The organism is Arthrobacter sp. Y3223065 (assembly GCF_059090885.1).
Genome location: NZ_JBNHGC010000002.1, coordinates 80,080 through 96,570, shown reverse-complemented (window position 1 = coordinate 96,570; position 16,491 = coordinate 80,080). Strand labels below are relative to the sequence as shown.

The window sequence follows — 16,491 nt, the reverse complement described above, 5'->3', positions numbered from 1 at the left end:
GGCGATCCGGGGCCTGGGGCAGAGCGGAGTCGGCCGCCTGCTGCGCCAATTCCGGGCGATTTCCGCGCGGGGTATGCAGCCGGCTCACAGCCCGGCCGCCTTCCGCCGCCGGACCAGCCAGATGAACACGGGGGCGCCGATGACCGCGGTGGTGATGCCGGCTTCGATCTCGCCCGGCGGCGCAACGAAGCGGCCCGCCACGTCGGCACCGACCAGCAGCACGGGGGCCAGCACCATGGAGTAGGGCAGGATCCAGCGGTAGTCGGGTCCGGTCAGCGCGCGGACCATGTGCGGAATGATCAGGCCCACGAAGGCGATCGGGCCGGCGATGGCCGTGGCCGCGCCGCACAGGACCACCACCCCTAGCGCTGTCAGGGCGCGGGACAGGCCCACCTTTTGGCCCAGGCCGCGGGCAACGTCGTCACCCAGGGACAGGTTGTTCAGTATCCTTCCGGTGAACAGCGTGACGACCAGTCCGACGGCGATGAACGGGGCCACCTGCCCGATCAAGTCCCAGCCGCGGCCGGCCACCGATCCCACCTGCCAGTAGCGGAAGCCCTCCAGGGTGTCCTGGTTGGTTACCAGCACCGAGTACATCAGTGAGCTCAGCCCTGCGGACAGCGCGGCGCCGGCCAGCGCCAGCTTGATCGGCGTGGCGCCTTCCCGACCCATGCTGGCCACCCCGTAGACCAGCACGGCGGCGAGCGCGGCACCGGCGAACGCGAACCAGACGTAGCCGGACAGTTGGGTCACGCCGAACAGGAAGATGCCCGCCACCACCGCGAGCGCGGCGCCGGCGTTAACGCCCAGGATGCCCGGATCGCCCAGCGGGTTGCGCGCCACGCCCTGCATCGCGGCGCCGGCGACGCCCAAGGCCGCTCCCACCAGCAGTCCGGTGACGGTCCGAGGGATGCGCGAGTGGACCACGGCGTGGTCTCCGTTGGCGGGGTCGAAGGCGGTGAAGGCCTGGATGAACGTCTCCACGCTGATGGGGCGCGCCCCGAGGGACAGCGAGGCAAAGCAGATCAGGGCCAGCACCACCAGGGCGGCCGGGATGCCCACCAGCGCCCTGCGCGGGAGCCGCGTACCGGGAGCGGTGGAGGACGGCTTGCCGGTTCCGTTGGCGCTGCCCGACGCGCGGCCGGCGGGATGTCCGGACGCCGGATGGGAAGGCGCCGTTGCCGCCAGATCAGCTGGCATGCGCATACCCCCTCGGGCCCGAAAAAGCGACTCAAGTAAGGCTAACCTATCTTCGCTGGGAATAAGAAACGATTTCTTGCCCTATTTGCCCCCGTGCCGCACCCACGGCTCCGGGACGGCCCGCGACCTCCGCGGCATCGGCGAACGCCCGGCCCGCCGGGCATAATCGAGCCATGACGCCTCCGATCGTCCTGCTGCACGGCTGGGCCTGCTCCGCCGGCTACTGGAAGCCGCTGGCCGCCCGGCTCTCCGCCGGCGGCCGCGACGTCGCGGCCCCGGACCTTCCCGGTTACGGCGGCGGCCTGCCCGCCGGCTTCGACTGGACCGTCGAGAACGCCGCCGCGGCCCTGGTCGACCGCTTCGGCAGCGGGCCGGTGCACTGGGTCGGGCACTCCCTGGGCGGGAACATCGCCGCCACCATCGCGGCACGCTTCCCGCGGACGACGACGTCGCTGACCTTGGTGGGGATGGTTCCGGTGGCGCCGTCGGCGGCAACCGTCGACAGGCTCAGCCGCCTGTTCGGTCGGAAGCCGGCCCGCCCCGAGGAGGACCTTGCTGCGGCCGATGAGCTCATCGGGGCCTGGTTCCGAGGCGGCAGCGAACCGCAGGGTGCGGACCGCGAAACATTCCGGGCCCCCTTCAGGCGGCACCCCGACGTCGTGCGCCGGAGCCTTCCCGCGGGGCTGGCCGGCGCCGCACCCGGGGTCGCGGAGCTGGTGGCCGCGCCCACCCTGGTACTGACCGGCACGCGGGATCCCACCCGGCCGCCCGCCGCGGTCGCGGACTTCCTGGCCCGGCACCCGCACTGGCACCACGAAGCCGTGCAGGATGCCGGGCACATGGTGCACTGGGAGCAGCCTGCCGCCTGCGCCGCCGCGCTCCTGCGGCACGCGGCGTCCGCCGAGCACCGCGCCTGACCCAAGCCGCCGCGCCCAAGGTCGTCAACCCCCGGGCGCGTTACACCCCGGGCCAGGGCGCGCTAGGGCTGCTTGGCCGGATGGGTTTCCCGCTGGATCACCGGCATGATTTCGGTGGCCAGGAGTTCGATGGACCGGGCGGTGTCCGCGAACGGCAGCCCGCCCAGGCCCACCTGCGCCATGTAGCGGTCGTGGCCGAACAGCTGGTACTGCTCCATGATCTTGTCGATCACTTCCTGCGGACTGCCGGCCAGCAGGCCCCCGCCCGGGCCGGCCCAGGCTTCGAAGGTCTCGCGGGGAAAATGCCCGGCAGGCCGCGGCATGTTCTGCTCGAAGTACGCGCGGTAGTACGGGTAGAACGTGTCGCGCGCCTGCTGCGAGGTCGGAGCGACGAAAAAATGGCCGCCCGTTCCCACCGGCAGCGTGGCCGGATCGTGCCCGTGGGCTGCGGCGGATTCACGGTAGTACTCAATGTGCCGGACGAAGTGCTGCGGACCGGAGAGCAGCGCCAGGTACAGCGGCAACCCCAGGCGTCCGGCCCGCTCAAAGGAAGAAGGCGTGCCGCCCACGCCCACCCAGACCGGAAGGCTTTCCTGCAGCGGCCGCGGCGCCACGTCCATGCCCCGAATGCTGTGGTGGTACGTGCCGTTCCAGCTCAGGTTTTCCTGTCCGCGGGCGGCCAGCAACAACTGGAGCTTTTCTTCGAACAGTCCGTCGTAATCGGCCGTGTCGTACCCGAAGAGCGGATAGGACTCGGTGAAGGCGCCGCGGCCGGCAATGATCTCGGCGCGTCCTCCGGAGAGCAGGTCCAGCGTGGCAAACTGCTCGAACAAGCGCACCGGGTCCTGCGTGGACAGCACGGTCACCGCCGTGGCCAGACGCAGGTTGGTGGTCTCACGGGCAATGGCAGCCAAAACGATTTCCGGTGCCGAAATTGCGAAGTCCTTGCGGTGGTGCTCGCCGAGCCCCAAGAACGAGATGCCGGCCTGGTCGGCAATCTTGGCCAGTTGAACCAGCTCCTCCAGGCGCCGGCGGGGCGACAGCGCCTCGCCGCCCGGGCCTCGCGTCAGCTCGCCGAAGGTAAAGATGCCAAAGTCCATGGTGCTCCCGGGGTAGCGTGCAATAACTGATTACTTGAAGCTTCAGTTATTCACGGATATTCCCGGGATCCCGACTCCCCCCTCGGCAAAAGGGCTACCGGGCAGTAACATGAGGGAACAGCACAGGGCCTGGAGCCCGCAGGCCCGCGTCGAAGGGGACTGCCATGAGCGCCGAGACCGACCAGACAACTGCCGCCCGCGCCGCCGGTGCCGGAGCGAAGGCCGGGCAAGCCGGCACGGCGCCCGACGCGGGACCGTTGCCGGCCGAAGCAGGGACAGCCGGACCGGCCGAGACCGGCGAGCGGGAGGCGAGGGAACTCGCCGAGGCAGCCCGCGAAACCGAATGGAACCGGCCGAGTTTCGCGAAGGGCCTGTACATGGGCCGCTTCGAACTGGAACTGATCCATCCCCATCCGCTGCCGAAACCGTCCGAGCGCGAGGCCGGCGAGTCGTTCCTGGCAAAGCTGGAGGAGTATGCCCGCACCATGGACGGTGCGCGGATCGAGCGCGACGCGAAGATCCCGGATGAGTACCTTGCCGGCCTGGCCAAGCTCGGCGCGTTCGGCATCAAGATCCCGGTCGAATACGGCGGCCTCGGACTGTCGTTGCTCTATTACGGCCGCGCCCTGATGCTGCTGGGCTCCGTGCACCCCTCGGTCGGTGCGCTGCTCTCGGCCCACCAGTCCATTGGCGTTCCCGAACCGGTGAAGGTCTTCGGCACCGAGGAGCAGAAGCGGGAATACCTGCCCCGCTGCGCGGCCGGCGCCGTGACGGCGTTCCTGCTCACCGAGCCCGACGTCGGATCCGACCCCGCCCGGCTCGGCACCACCGCCACGCCCACCGAAGACGGCGAAGCGTACCTGCTCAACGGCAGCAAGCTGTGGACCACCAACGGGGTGATAGCGGAACTGGTAGTGGTGATGGCCAAGGTCCCGGAGCATGACGGACAGCGCGGCGGCATCTCCGCCTTTGTGGTGGAAGCGGATTCCCCCGGCATCACGGTGGAAAACCGCAACGCCTTCATGGGCCTGAGGGGCATCGAAAACGGCGTGACCCGGTTCGACAACGTCCGCGTCCCCGTGGCCAACCGCCTGGGCCGCGAAGGCCAGGGCCTGAAGATCGCCTTGACCACGCTGAATACGGGCCGCCTGTCCATCCCCGCGCTCTGCGCCGCGAACGGCAAGTGGTCCCTGAAGATCGCCCGCGAATGGTCCAATGCCCGGGTGCAGTGGGGCAAACCCGTGGGCAAGCACGAGGCGGTCGGCAAAAAGATCGCCTTCATCGCCGCAAGCTCCTTCGCCCTCAACGCCGTCTTTGAGCTGTCCGCCGGACTCGCCGATGCCGGGATGAAGGACATCCGGATTGAAGCGGCACTGGCCAAGCTGTGGTCCAGCGAATTCGCCTGCAGGATAGCCGACGAGCTGGTCCAGATCCGCGGCGGCCGCGGCTACGAGACCGCCGCATCACTCGCTGCCCGCGGCGAGCGCGCCGTTCCGGCGGAACAAGCGTTCCGCGACATGCGGATCAACCGGATCTTCGAAGGCTCTACCGAAATCATGCACCTGTTGATTGCCCGCGAGGCCGTCGACGCCCACCTGGCAGCGGCCGGAGACCTCGCCTCGCCCGACGCCGGCGCCCAAGCCAAGGCGAAGGCGGCCCTGGGCGCCAGCAGCTTCTACGCCAGATGGCTCCCCCAACTGCTCGCCGGCCGAGGCATGGACCCGCGGTCGTACAACGATTTCGGCCTGCTGGCCCGGCACCTGCGGTTCATCGAACGGTCCTCCCGCCGGCTGGCCCGGCAGACGTTCCTCGGGATGGGCCGGTGGCAGGCCGGGTTGGAGAAGCGGCAGGCCTTCTTGGGCAGGATCGTGGACATCGGTGCCGAACTCTTTGCCATGGCGGCCTGCTGCAGCCACGCCGAATTGCTGCGCAGCCAGGACGCCGCCCAGGGCAAGTCGGCCTACCAGCTGGCCGACGCCTTCTGCCTGCAGTCCAGGGAGCGGATCGGCCGGCTCTTCGGCGAACTCTGGCGTAATTCCGACTCCAGCGACGCCAGGCTGGCCTCGCATGTGCTGGCGGGCGACTACGCCTGGCTGGAAACCGGCGTGCTGGACCCATCCGAGGGCACCGGACCGTGGATTTCCGAGCACCCGGGCGGCGCCTCCGCCAAGGAAAACCTGCACCGCTCCTACCGCTGATTCCTCCCGAGGCTCAGAGCAAGGGCCACACCCGGCGTTGCGCATCGAAAACGTCCCAAGCGCGCGGCACCAGGCCCAGCGACACCTCGCACATCCGCTGCAATTGCTGCATGCTCCCGGGCCGGAACTCCTCGGTGCCGGATTCGCTGAACGGATCCGGATACCGGGATCCCTTCGCGGAGGCCCACTCCAGCCCGTGTGAATGCCCGCTGCAGAACTGCCAGACATACATCAACGACGGCGGCAGATCCTCCTCCCGCAGGTCCTTCAGGATGGAGGTTTGCGTACGGTTCTTGGTGGCGTAACCCCAGGAACCGTCGGCCTTGCGGGCGAAGACCGGCGGCAGCTGCAGCGACTCCGCGGCCTCGTTGACCGCACGGCGCCGCCCGTTGAAGTAATCCATTGCCCGGGCATGCCGTTCCGGCCGAAGATCGGCCAGATACGCATCCCAGAACGACGCGGCATTGAAGACGTCGCGGGCAATGAGTACCAGGCTGCGCCGCGCCCGCTCAGTGCCGTCGTCGGGCAGGAGCGCCCACAGCACGGTGGAGGTGCATTCGATGACCGTTCGCACCAGCGAGTACGGCGAGTGCGTGTGCACGCGGTAGGCCGCGGTCCCGTGCTGCCCCGGTGGCCCGGGCTTCCCGGGCTTCCCGGGCTTCCCGGGCTTCTCCTGCTCCGGGTGCTGCCCGTGCTCCTCTTGCTCCTGCTCCCCCTGTTCCTCGAACAGCAGCCGGCGCAGCGCCAACACATTGTCGGTCGCCGCGGCCAGGGACTGGCGCAGCAGGCTGCTCACGCTTTGGACCGTGGCGAATCGATCGTCCAGCAGCGCCAGCGGGGACCCCCGCTCGACGACGGCGTCGTCCCGCAGCAGCCATGGCTCCAGTTCGCGCAACATGTGCAGGACGGCCAGCGCCGCGCGGCTCTCCGGATCCGCGCCGAAGACCGAGCGCATCGGGCCCATCGAGGCACCGCCGTCGTCCATTGGGCCATGGTAGCGCCGCACGCCCGCCCGCCGATCTTCGGCGCTCAGCCTGCCTGCCGTGCGCGGCCGGGACGGCGGGACCGGCCGGAACGGGCAGCAATCAGCAGCCCCGCGCCCGTCAACCCGATGCCCACCAGTGTTTGCGGACCGACCGCGCTCCCCACGGACGGCCAGAAAAGATCCAACACCAGTGCACCCACCAGCTGCCCGCCGATCACCGTCAAGGTCGTCAACAGCACGCCGGTGCTGGCCACCGCGACGGTGGCGGCGGCCAGGATCAAGGTTCCGAGCGGCCCGCCCAGGTACAACCACCAGTCCCCGGTCACCAGGTCGGCCCGCCCGGTAAACACCGCCTGGACCGCCCAGACCGCCAGCAGCGCGACGGTCCCTACCCCGAAGTTCAGCAGCGTGGAAATCACCGGGCTGCCGTGTGCCGCGCCGATCTGGCCCAAGACGCCTTGCTGCACGCTCTGCATCAACCCGGCCGCCAGCGGGATCAGCATGAACAGTACGAGCAGCCCCGCGGAACTGGATGAACCCAGGTGGGCGCTGGCGGCAATGAGCGAGGCCAGGAAAGCCAGGGCGGCGCCGGCAAACCTGGCACCGCTGACCTCGATTTTCCGTCCGGCCCCGATTCCCCAGCGGTCCATCAGGAGGCCGGAAGCCATTTGTCCGGACACGATGGCGATGGTGAACAGCGACAACCCGATCGGCCCGACGGTGGCTGCTTGTGCGAACACATAGAAGGCGCCGACAACGCCGGCCGCCAAGTACCAGCGGGGGTAGGCACGCTGCTGCAGGAGCCCGGGAACGGCACGCAACTTTGCCCGCACCGACGGGTGCACCAGCGTGAAGAGCAGAACGGCCGCGAACCCGGTACCGAAACTCACCAGGGCCGCTCCCACGTGGTCCCGAAGCTCGATGCCCAACTGGCTGTTGAGGCGGCTCTGCATGGCCAGCCCGACTCCCGCGACCATCGCCAGGAACAACGCGAGCGGCCCGGCCATCCGGATGCTTTGGCGGCGCGCCGCGCTCTGCCCGCCGGGTGGGTAGGCACCGCCGCCGGTGTCGCGGGGAGAATCTGCGGGCCGGTCGGAGTGCACGTGCCGATGCTATCCCGGACGGCAAGAATCCCGTCTCTTTGACCCACTTGACCTTGCCGTTACGTCAACCTCCATAGTGGTTGTCATGGGAACAGCACCGCAGCTCGATCGGGCCGAATACTCCATCCAGGAGGTCGCCAAGGCGGCAGGAACAACCAGCAGGACCCTGCGGCATTACCAAGACATGGGCCTGCTCGAACCGAGCCGCATCGGCCACAACGGCTACCGCTACTACGACGACGGAGCCCTGCTGCGGTTGCAACGCATCCTGCTGCTGCGCCAACTCGGATTGGGGCTGCCGGAGATCACCAAAGTGTTCGAGGGCGCCCGGGACGCGTCAGCGGCCCTGCGCGGCCATCTGGAACTTCTGATGCAGGAGCGTGATCGGCTGGAAAGGCAGATTGCCTCCGTCAAGACCACCATCGACAAGACAGAAAGGGGCGAAGATCTCGTGGCCAGTGAGATGTTCGACGGATTCGACCACACGCAGTACAAGGAGGAGGTCGAAGCGCGCTGGGGCAAGGACGCCTATGCCAGGGGCGACAGGTGGTGGCGCGGCATGTCCGGCGCGGAGCGGAAGGCCTGGACGGAACGGTCCGGCCAGCTGATCGCCGACTGGGTCGCCGCCAGCCAAGCCGGGGTCGCCGCCGACAGCGCGGAGGCGCAGGCGTTGGCGCAGCGCCAGTTCGACTGGCTTTCCAGCGCCAACGGCGGCCAGCAGGTCTCCTACGGTTACTTCACCGGCCTTGGCGAGATGTACGTGGCCGACCCGCGGTTCGGCGCCAATTACGGCGGCAACGCCGGCGCGTCCTTCGTGCGGGATGCCATGAAGGCCTACGCCGAGAAGCATTTGGCTTAGGCCCCCCAGCCTCAGCGGGACGGGCTCAACTGCCGGGTTCCCACCCCGGAGCCTGTGGAGGCAAAGTCCGCAACCGCTCCGGGCCACCGCTCCGCCAACCGGCTCCGCAGCCCGCCCTGGTCAGCCCAGTCCTGCGGTCGTCTTCCGGCACGCCTCGACGAACGGCTCGAGCAATGCCCGGAACTGCCCTTCGGGTGATCCGGGTTCTTCGGGGTGCCACTGGACCGCCAGCAGCCAGCCTTCATCGGGGCGGGCGAGTTCCACGGCTTCCACCACCCCGTCGGCCGCAGTTGCCACGACGCGAAGCCGGTCACCCAACCGGCGCACCGCCTGATGATGGCCGGACTGGACCGCCACTTCTCCGGTGCCGAGCGCCGCCGCCAGCAGGCTGTCGGGGGCGATCCGCACCGGATGGCTGGCCATGGGCGGCTGAGGCCGATGGATTTTGTGGAACGATTCCGGGCCCAGGTCTTCGAAGAGGGTGCCGGCGAAAGCAACGTTGATCAGCTGGAGTCCGCGGCAGATGCCGAGGACCGGCCGGCCGTTCGCGATAGCCCCCTTGACCAGGTCAATCTCGGTCTCGTCGGCGGCGGTGTCCACGCCGTGGACGGTTTTTTCGTCGCTGTCGCCACCGTAGCGGGCGGGATCCACGTCCCCGCCGCCCAGGATGACCACGCCGTCATAGTCGAGGGCGCTGAAGACGTGGCCCGACGCCGAATTCACGACGACGGGATCCGCGCCCGCGGCTTTCAGGCCTGCGGCCGCATGCCCCGCCAGCCCGGCCAGCACGTCCGAGAACCAGGCGGGATGGGACGGGGCGTTCTGGGCGTAGCTGACGGCAATACGGGGATGGCCGGTGCGGGGGCCGGGACGCCCGACGGCGGTGCGTGGCTCGGCGCGGGCACCGCCGTCGTCATCCAGCCGGAGGGACACAGCGGCTACGCGGGGTAGAGCGGGTTGTGGCCGGCGGTGACACGTTCGGATTCGCGTACCGGGCCCGGCGCGGTGCCGTCCCCGAAGGGGCTGCCGCCGAGGGCCTCGCGGCCGTGATCGGTCAGCCAGCCGGAGAGGTCGGGGCCCTGCGGGACGATCCGGGTGGGATTGATGTCCTCGTGCACGATGTAATAGTGCTGCTTGATCTGCACGAAGTCGACGGTGTCCCCGAAGCCCGGGGTCTGGAACAGGTCTCGGGCGTAACCCCACAGCGCCGGCATTTCGTCCAGTTTGTTCCGGTTGCATTTGAAGTGGCCGTGGTAGACGGCGTCGAAGCGGACCAGCGTGGTGAAGAGGCGGACGTCTGCCTCGGTGATGGTGTCGCCCATGAGGTAGCGCCGGCTGGTCAGGCGCTCCTCCAGCCAGTCCATGGCCACCCAGAGCCGGTCGTAGGCCGCGTTGTAGGCTTCCTGCGATCCGGCGAACCCGCAGCGGTACACGCCGTTGTTGACCTCGGTGTAGATCCGCTTGATGACCGGCTGCATTTCGTCGAGCTTGTCGGCGGGCAGCAGGTCCGGCGCGCCGTCGCGGTGGTGCTCCTTCCACTCGGTGGAGAAGTCCAGCGTCATCTGCGGGTAGTCGTTGGTGACGACGGCGCCGCTCGCCTCGTCCACGACGGCCGGCACGGTAATGCCGCGCGGGTAGTCCGGGAAGCGCTTGAAGTAGTTCTCCTGCAGGCGCTCGGTGCCGAGGACCGGGTCGCGGCCGCCGGGGTCCAGGTCGAAGGTCCAGGAGCGGGCATCATGGGTGGGACCGGGCAGTCCGAGCGAGATGGCGTCCTCCAGCCCGAGCAGGCGCCGGACAATGATGGCGCGGTTGGCCCAGGGGCAGGCACGGGCCGCGACCAGCCGATATCGGCCGGCCTCCACCGGCCAGGCCGTGGCCCCGTCGCCGAGGCCGCCGTTCGGGTTGCCGATCGTGCCGCCGGTGGGACCGTTCGAGGCCCGGACTGCTTCGGGATCGGCGACAATCCGGTCCTCGATGTAGTTGGTGTCCCGGTCGAATTCCCCGCCGCCCTGGATGTAGGCGCCCTTGGTGCTGAACTCTGCCGTGTCACTGCTCTGGCTCATGCCTCCACCATATCGGCCCGTCGGCGTCCGGTGGCAAGGGGCCTGAGCCGGCGCAAGGGGCCGGGGCTCATCCTCGCCGCCCTGCGTCTGCTGCGTCGGGTTAGCTGCGCATCCTGTGCAGCAGCAGGGCCACGTGCAGCGAAGCCCGCGACTCGGCGTCGTCGAGCGGGACGCCGAGCTGCTCCTGCAGGCGGGCCAGCCTGGCATAAAGAGTTGGGCGGCTGAGGTAACCGTCGCGCGCCAGCCGGGCCTTGTTGCCGCCGGCCTCCAGGTACCGCTGCAGGAGGTCCAGCGCGTCGCGGTCGTTGGCGATGGCGGCGAGTTCGGCGTCCGCGAAGGCGGCCACGCGCGGATCGTCGCGCAGCAGGGAGAGCAGGCCGCGCATCCGGACGTCGGAAGAGCGGTAGAACCGTTTTCCGGTGCCCAGCCCGGCCGCGGATTCGGCCACATGCGCCGCTTCATCCATCCCCGCCGCAGCGGCCAGCAGCTCCGGCCGGCCGCGGCCGACCCCCACGGTCCAGTCGGGGTCGGTCTGCTCGGCCAACTGGCCGCACAGCCGTTCCAGCACCGGGTCTTCCAGCTGCCTGGCCGGCACCGAGACCAGCAGCCCGATGGAGCCGGCCTGCAGGCTCGCTGCCAGCGCCGACACCCGGGCGGCCGCGGCCACACTGTTCAGCAGGTCCAGCAGCGCCCGTTCCCGCCGCTGGAGTTCGATCGGTTCTTCGGCGGCAGGCCGGGCCAACTGGAACACCACCGGCAGGTAGACCGGGGCGGACGCCAGCCCCAGGGCTGCCGCCCTGGCCAGGGCTTCGCTCTCTTCCAGTGCACCGGGCCGGCGGAGTTCGTGCAGCAGGCCGGAGCGGGCCTGGTGGGAAAGTTCGCGCTGGTCCCGTTCCGCCATGCGGTTGATGGTCAGGGCCTGGCCCGCCCGCTCCAGCACCATGGCGGCGTCGGCGTCGGCAGTTGCGGCGGTTCCGGCATTTCCTGCCGCCCGCCCGCCGGCCGAAGGGTCCCCCGACGAGGGACCGCCGACCGAGGGTTCGCCGGCTGCCGGTCCGCCCTCTGATTCGCCAGCCACCGGCACCACCAGCCGGCCCCAGCGCTGGCCGCGCAGTCCTACCGGCGCCTGCAGCCAACCCGCCGAACCGGCCCGGACCGTCTCCTCACGATAGTGCACCAGGCGCGACCGTTCGGCCCAGCCGTCGAGCAGTTCCGAAGCGGGCACGCCGGCCGTGGCGAAGGCCAGCACCAGATGCGCCACGTCTTCGAGCACCACGGGGGCGCCGATCAGTTCGGCGGCCCGGGCCACGATCTCCTCCGGCGGGGCGTTCTCCAAGCTGAGCATGGTGAATACCTCGTGCACCTGGCGCGACCGCTCCAGCTGCGCCAGCTGCCCGGCCACCAGCATGCGGTGCACCACCTCGGTGACCTCCACGAAGCGGATGCGGCGGGTCACCAGGATGACCGGCAGGCCTGCGGTGCGGCCGGCCTCGCGCAGTGCCGCGGCGGCCTGCGGTCTCTGGGCAGTAATTTCGACGATGACGGCGGCGGCCCCTGCCGCTGCCAGCTCGGCGAGGTAGCGGGTCGCTTCGGTGGCTGAGTCCTCGAACGCCAGGCCGGTGGTCAGGACCAACTCGCCGCCCTCCAGCAGGCCGGCAAGGCTCCTCAGCTCGGCCACATGGACCCAGCGGACAGGCGTGGCCAAGGCGTCTGCGCCCGAGAGGACTTCGGGGCCGCCGGCCCGCACTACCTCGAGGTCGAGGACATCCCGCACGTTCAGCTGCATTGACACAGTGTAAGTCGCAAAGCTCTTAAACCGACAGAGTGTCAGTGGTGCCACCGCCCGAGTCGCCGGACGATAGGGGAAGACCCACGCACACCTCCTCGGTTCGCCGCAGGCTGTGTGCGTGCAATCACGAGAAGCCGCGAAGAAGGAGCATCATGCAGACCATCCAACACTGGATCGAGGGGACCTACACGGCCCCGCAGGCCGACAGCCGGCTCGGCGACGTGGCCAACCCGGCCACCGGCAAAGTTTCCTCCCGCGTCGCCCTGGCCAGCACCGCCGTCGTAGATCAAGCGGTGCAGGCGGCAGCGGCAGCGTTCCCGGCCTGGCGCGATACGTCGCTGGCCCGCCGCATGCAGATCCTGTTCAACTTCCGCGAGCTGCTGAACGCGCGCAAGGGCGAGCTGGCCGCCATCATCACCGCCGAACACGGCAAGGTGTTGGACGACGCGCTCGGCGAGGTGTCGCGCGGGCAGGAGGTCGTGGAGTTCGCCTGCGGCATCCCGCACCTGCTCAAGGGCGGCTACACCGAGAACGCCTCCACCAAGGTGGACGTGCACTCGGTCCGGCAGCCGGTGGGGCCGGCGGCGATCATCTCGCCCTTCAACTTCCCCGCGATGGTACCCATGTGGTTCTTCCCGGTGGCGATCGCCAGCGGCAACACCGTGGTGCTGAAGCCCAGCGAAAAGGACCCCACGGCCGCCAACTGGATGGCCGAGCTGTGGAAGGAAGCCGGGCTGCCCGACGGCGTGTTCAACGTGGTCCACGGCGACAAGGAAGCCGTGGATGCCCTGCTGGAGCACCCGGAGATCAAGTCCGTTTCCTTCGTCGGTTCGACGCCGATCGCCCGCTACGTGTACGAGCGCGGCACGGCCTCCGGCAAGCGGGTGCAGGCGCTGGGCGGGGCCAAGAACCACATGCTGGTGCTTCCCGATGCCGACCTGGACCTTGCCGCGGATGCGGCGGTCAACGCCGGCTACGGCGCGGCCGGCGAGCGCTGCATGGCGATCTCCGCGGTGGTGGCCGTGGAGTCGGTCGCGGACGAACTGGTGGCCAAGATCGCCGAGCGGACCGCGAAGCTGCGCGTGGGCGACGGCCTGCGCGGCACGGACATGGGGCCCCTGATCACGGCGGCTCACCGCGACAAGGTGGCCGGCTACATCGCGGCAGGTGCCGAAGCCGGCGCCGAACTGGTGCTCGACGGGCGCACGGTGGAGCCGGATGCCGAGGGCGACGGCTTCTTCCTGGCCCCGACCCTGTTCGACCGGGTGACGCCGGAGATGTCCATCTACACGGACGAGATCTTCGGACCGGTCCTGTCAGTGGTGCGGGTGCCGGGCTACGACGAAGGACTGGCGCTGATCAACGACAATCCGTACGGCAATGGCACCGCGATTTTCACCAACGACGGCGGTGCCGCCCGGCGCTTCGAGAACGAGGTGCAGGTGGGTATGGTGGGGATCAACGTGCCGATCCCGGTGCCCATGGCGTACTACTCATTCGGCGGCTGGAAGAACTCGCTGTTCGGTGACAGCCATGCACACGGTTCCGAGGGCGTGCACTTCTTCACCCGCGGCAAGGTCGTGACCACGCGCTGGCTGGATCCGAGCCACGGCGGCATCAACCTGGGCTTCCCGCAGAACATCTAAGAGGAGAGAGCGATGACCACCACCACAGGCACCCCGTTGAGCCCGGCGGAGCTGGAAGCCGGCCGCCGCGCCTATCAACTGGACCGGCAGCATGTGTTCCACTCCTGGTCCGCCCAGGAACAGATCACGCCCATGGTTATCACCCGGGCGGAAGGTTCCTGGGTCTGGGACGGCGAGGGCAACAGGCTGCTGGACTTCTCCTCGCAGCTGGTCAACACGAATATCGGCCACCAGCATCCCAAGGTGGTCTCGGCCATCCAGGAGCAGGCCGGGCTGCTGTGCACGGTGGCGCCCCAGCATGCGAACGCCGCCCGGTCCGAGGCGGCGCGGTTGATCGCCGAACTGACCCCGGGCGACCTGGACCGGATCTTCTTCACGAACGGCGGCGCGGATGCCGTGGAGCATGCGGTCCGGATGGCCCGGCTCCACACCGGTCGCTACAAGGTGCTCTCCGCCTACCGCTCCTACCACGGCGGAACGGCGTTGGCGGTCAATATCACCGGCGACCCGCGGCGGGTGGCGAACGACTACGGCAACGCCGGCACGGTCCACTTCCACGCCCCGTTCCTGTACCGCAGCCAGTTCCACTCCGCCGACGAGGCGCAGGAATGCCAACGCGCGCTGGAGCACCTGGAAACCACGATCCAGCTGGAGGGAGCGGCCAACATTGCGGCCATCGTGCTGGAATCGATTCCCGGCACCGCGGGCATCATGGTGCCCCCGCCCGGCTACCTCCGGGGCGTCCGCGAGCTGGCCACCCGGTACGGGATCGTGTTCATCGCGGACGAGGTGATGGCCGGGTTCGGCCGTGCCGGCAAGTGGTTCGCCATCCAGCACGCCGACGTGGTGCCGGACCTGCTGACCTTCGCCAAGGGCGTCAACTCCGGCTACGTGCCGCTGGGCGGCGTGGCGATCTCCGAGGAGATCTACGCGACCTTCGCCCAACGCGCCTACCCCGGCGGGCTGACCTACTCCGGGCACCCGCTGGCCTGCGCCGCGGCAGTGGCGACGATCAACGCCATGCGGGACGAAAAGATGGTCGAGCATGCGGCGGAGCTGGGCACCACGGTGTTCGGCCCGGGGCTTGCGGAGCTGGCGGCAAACCACCCGTCGGTCGGCGAGGTTCGCGGCGTCGGGGCCTTCTGGGCAGTGGAACTGGTGCGCAACCGGGCCACGCGCGAGCCCCTGGCGCCGTACGGTTCCTCCAGCCCGGAAATGAACGAGGTGGTTGCGGCCTGCCGGCAGCGGGGTCTGCTGCCGTTCGCCAACTTCAACCGGATCCACGTGGTGCCGCCGCTGAACATCAGCCCGGAGGATGCACGCACCGGCCTGGCCATCCTGGACGAGGTGCTGGAGGTGGCGGACACGCACGCCGCGGGCTGAGTGCGCGGGGCTGCGCGCGTTCGGCGCTGGCCCGCAGTTCGCTCCCTGCCTCCTGCGGATACGTTCCGCGACCGCTGTTTTGGTAGGTTGTTCATTTACCGCACGAACCTACCGCAGGAGAGCCAGGCGCGCATGGGCATTCATTGGGACCGGTTGGACGAGCGGTTGCGTGCACAGGTGGAGGCCAACACCGCGCAGTACGAGCGGGTGCGCCCGGCGCTGGCAACCGTCACGTCCCAATTGCAGTCTGGCATCCGGGACATCTTCCGCACTGCCGAACTGACGCCTCTGTTCATCACCGCCCGGACCAAAAGCGTTGAATCGTTCCGGGATAAAGCGTCGCGGATGCTGCAGCCTGCCGAACCGGGCGGTGCCCCGGCGCTGGAGTTTCCGGATCCCTTGCGAGAGATCCACGATCTGGTCGGCGTCCGGGTGATCGTGAGCCTGCCTCACGAAATCCGGGAGGCCGCAGCATTGATCAAGCGGCAGCGCAGCGACTTCGACTGCCGTGCCGACCGCGAGAAGGACATCGGCTCGATCGAGTCCGGCACCTATGGCTACGCCAGCCGCCACCTGATCATGCGCACGCTGCAGAACAACACGGTAAAGGCTTACCAGCAGGCCCTGGGCGAACCGGCCCGCGCCACCGGCAGCTACCTCTTCGAGGTCCAGATCCGTACGATCCTTTCGCACGCGTGGTCGGAACTGGAGCACGATATCCGCTTCAAGTCCTCTGACCCGCGGGCCTGGAGCCCCTACTTCGACCGGCAGTTCACGGCTACGGCCGCCATGCTGGAGGCAGTCGAATCGGCCTTCGCCGAACTCCACGAGCGCTACGAAACCGTTACCGGCTACTGGGACGAAGAGGGCGAAGGTGCGGCGCCGCTGACCCCTCGCCGGGTCCGCGAGGTCTGGCAGACCCTGCTGCCGCACGTGGACCGCAAGTCCGACGACGACTGGGGCTGGGCGGCGGAGTTGCTGGCGGCGCACGGCCTGAAAACCACGACCGAGTTGGCTGCTTTGCTGAACCCGGAAACGATCACGGATGTCCGCGCCGCCCTGGAACACCGCTACTCCCCCGGACCGGACCGTCTGCTGGACGACCTGCTGCTGTGGCGCTTCGGCCGCCGCCACATCGAGCTCACCGCGGGCGAGGACGTGCACCGGCGCGAATCGCTGCAGCGCCGGTTCCGGCAGCTGGAGACCTACCGCCAAGGCATGTAGGCGGCCCGCCGGGCTCCCGGGGGC

13 protein-coding genes are annotated in these 16,491 nt (G+C 69.3%); 6 read left to right on the top strand and 7 right to left on the bottom strand.

The genetic code is table 11. The features are described from left to right. Positions 1 to 84: 84 nt before the first annotated feature. The gene (locus AC5RUK_RS05315; RefSeq protein ID WP_494151589.1) at positions 85 to 1,200 is read right to left on the bottom strand and encodes a FecCD family ABC transporter permease; all 1,116 of its coding nucleotides are present in this window, start codon (positions 1,198 to 1,200) and stop codon (positions 85 to 87) included. Between the two features lie 173 nt (positions 1,201 to 1,373). Here AC5RUK_RS05315 and AC5RUK_RS05310 point away from each other — a divergent pair, with 173 nt between their 5' ends. Then, positions 1,374 to 2,117 carry an alpha/beta fold hydrolase gene (locus tag AC5RUK_RS05310; protein WP_494107467.1) on the top strand — a complete coding sequence of 248 codons (744 nt, stop codon included), beginning with the start codon at positions 1,374 to 1,376 and terminating at the stop codon, positions 2,115 to 2,117. A 62-nt stretch (positions 2,118 to 2,179) separates the two neighbouring features. On the opposite strand, the gene AC5RUK_RS05305 is transcribed toward AC5RUK_RS05310, so the two are convergent. Continuing rightward, positions 2,180 to 3,217, bottom strand: a complete 1,038-nt coding sequence (locus tag AC5RUK_RS05305; protein WP_494107466.1) for an LLM class flavin-dependent oxidoreductase — start codon at positions 3,215 to 3,217, stop codon at positions 2,180 to 2,182. A 164-nt stretch (positions 3,218 to 3,381) separates the two neighbouring features. On the opposite strand from AC5RUK_RS05305, the gene AC5RUK_RS05300 reads away from it, so the two are divergent. Then, positions 3,382 to 5,415 carry an acyl-CoA dehydrogenase family protein gene (locus AC5RUK_RS05300; RefSeq protein WP_494107465.1) on the top strand — a complete coding sequence of 678 codons (2,034 nt, stop codon included), beginning with the start codon at positions 3,382 to 3,384 and terminating at the stop codon, positions 5,413 to 5,415. 13 nt (positions 5,416 to 5,428) lie between these two features. Here the strand turns inward: AC5RUK_RS05300 and AC5RUK_RS05295 are convergent, their stop codons facing one another. Together AC5RUK_RS05295 and AC5RUK_RS05290 are read right to left on the bottom strand one after the other, a co-directional pair. Beyond that, the gene (locus AC5RUK_RS05295; RefSeq protein ID WP_494151588.1) at positions 5,429 to 6,400 is read right to left on the bottom strand and encodes a hypothetical protein; all 972 of its coding nucleotides are present in this window, start codon (positions 6,398 to 6,400) and stop codon (positions 5,429 to 5,431) included. Between the two features lie 44 nt (positions 6,401 to 6,444). Continuing rightward, complete coding sequence (locus AC5RUK_RS05290) at positions 6,445 to 7,503, bottom strand: DMT family transporter (RefSeq protein ID WP_494107463.1); 1,059 nt, start codon at positions 7,501 to 7,503, stop codon at positions 6,445 to 6,447. Positions 7,504 to 7,588: 85 nt separating this feature from the next. On the opposite strand from AC5RUK_RS05290, the gene AC5RUK_RS05285 reads away from it, so the two are divergent. Next, positions 7,589 to 8,362, top strand: coding sequence for a MerR family transcriptional regulator (locus AC5RUK_RS05285; RefSeq protein WP_494151587.1), 774 nt, complete (start codon positions 7,589 to 7,591; stop codon positions 8,360 to 8,362). Positions 8,363 to 8,482: 120 nt separating this feature from the next. Here AC5RUK_RS05285 and AC5RUK_RS05280 read toward each other — a convergent pair whose 3' ends face one another. The 3 genes from AC5RUK_RS05280 to AC5RUK_RS05270 all read right to left on the bottom strand — a co-directional run bounded on the left by AC5RUK_RS05280 (position 8,483) and on the right by AC5RUK_RS05270 (position 12,211). Then, positions 8,483 to 9,295 (bottom strand): gamma-glutamyl-gamma-aminobutyrate hydrolase family protein, encoded by an 813-nt coding sequence (locus AC5RUK_RS05280; protein WP_494151586.1) that lies wholly within the window; start codon positions 9,293 to 9,295, stop codon positions 8,483 to 8,485. Positions 9,296 to 9,300: 5 nt separating this feature from the next. Next, positions 9,301 to 10,425, bottom strand: coding sequence for a glutathione S-transferase family protein (locus AC5RUK_RS05275; RefSeq protein WP_493989631.1), 1,125 nt, complete (start codon positions 10,423 to 10,425; stop codon positions 9,301 to 9,303). A gap of 100 nt (positions 10,426 to 10,525) precedes the next feature. Then, positions 10,526 to 12,211 carry a PucR family transcriptional regulator gene (locus AC5RUK_RS05270; protein WP_494107460.1) on the bottom strand — a complete coding sequence of 562 codons (1,686 nt, stop codon included), beginning with the start codon at positions 12,209 to 12,211 and terminating at the stop codon, positions 10,526 to 10,528. Between the two features lie 155 nt (positions 12,212 to 12,366). On the opposite strand from AC5RUK_RS05270, the gene AC5RUK_RS05265 reads away from it, so the two are divergent. The 3 genes from AC5RUK_RS05265 (at position 12,367) to AC5RUK_RS05255 (ending at position 16,467) form a co-directional block, all read left to right on the top strand. Further along, positions 12,367 to 13,860 (top strand): CoA-acylating methylmalonate-semialdehyde dehydrogenase, encoded by a 1,494-nt coding sequence (locus AC5RUK_RS05265; protein WP_493989633.1) that lies wholly within the window; start codon positions 12,367 to 12,369, stop codon positions 13,858 to 13,860. A 12-nt stretch (positions 13,861 to 13,872) separates the two neighbouring features. Then, positions 13,873 to 15,243: an aspartate aminotransferase family protein gene (locus AC5RUK_RS05260; protein ID WP_493989634.1), complete on the top strand. Its 1,371-nt coding sequence runs from the start codon at positions 13,873 to 13,875 to the stop codon at positions 15,241 to 15,243. 132 nt (positions 15,244 to 15,375) lie between these two features. Then, positions 15,376 to 16,467: a GTP pyrophosphokinase gene (locus AC5RUK_RS05255; protein WP_493989635.1), complete on the top strand. Its 1,092-nt coding sequence runs from the start codon at positions 15,376 to 15,378 to the stop codon at positions 16,465 to 16,467. Positions 16,468 to 16,491: the final 24 nt, after the last annotated feature.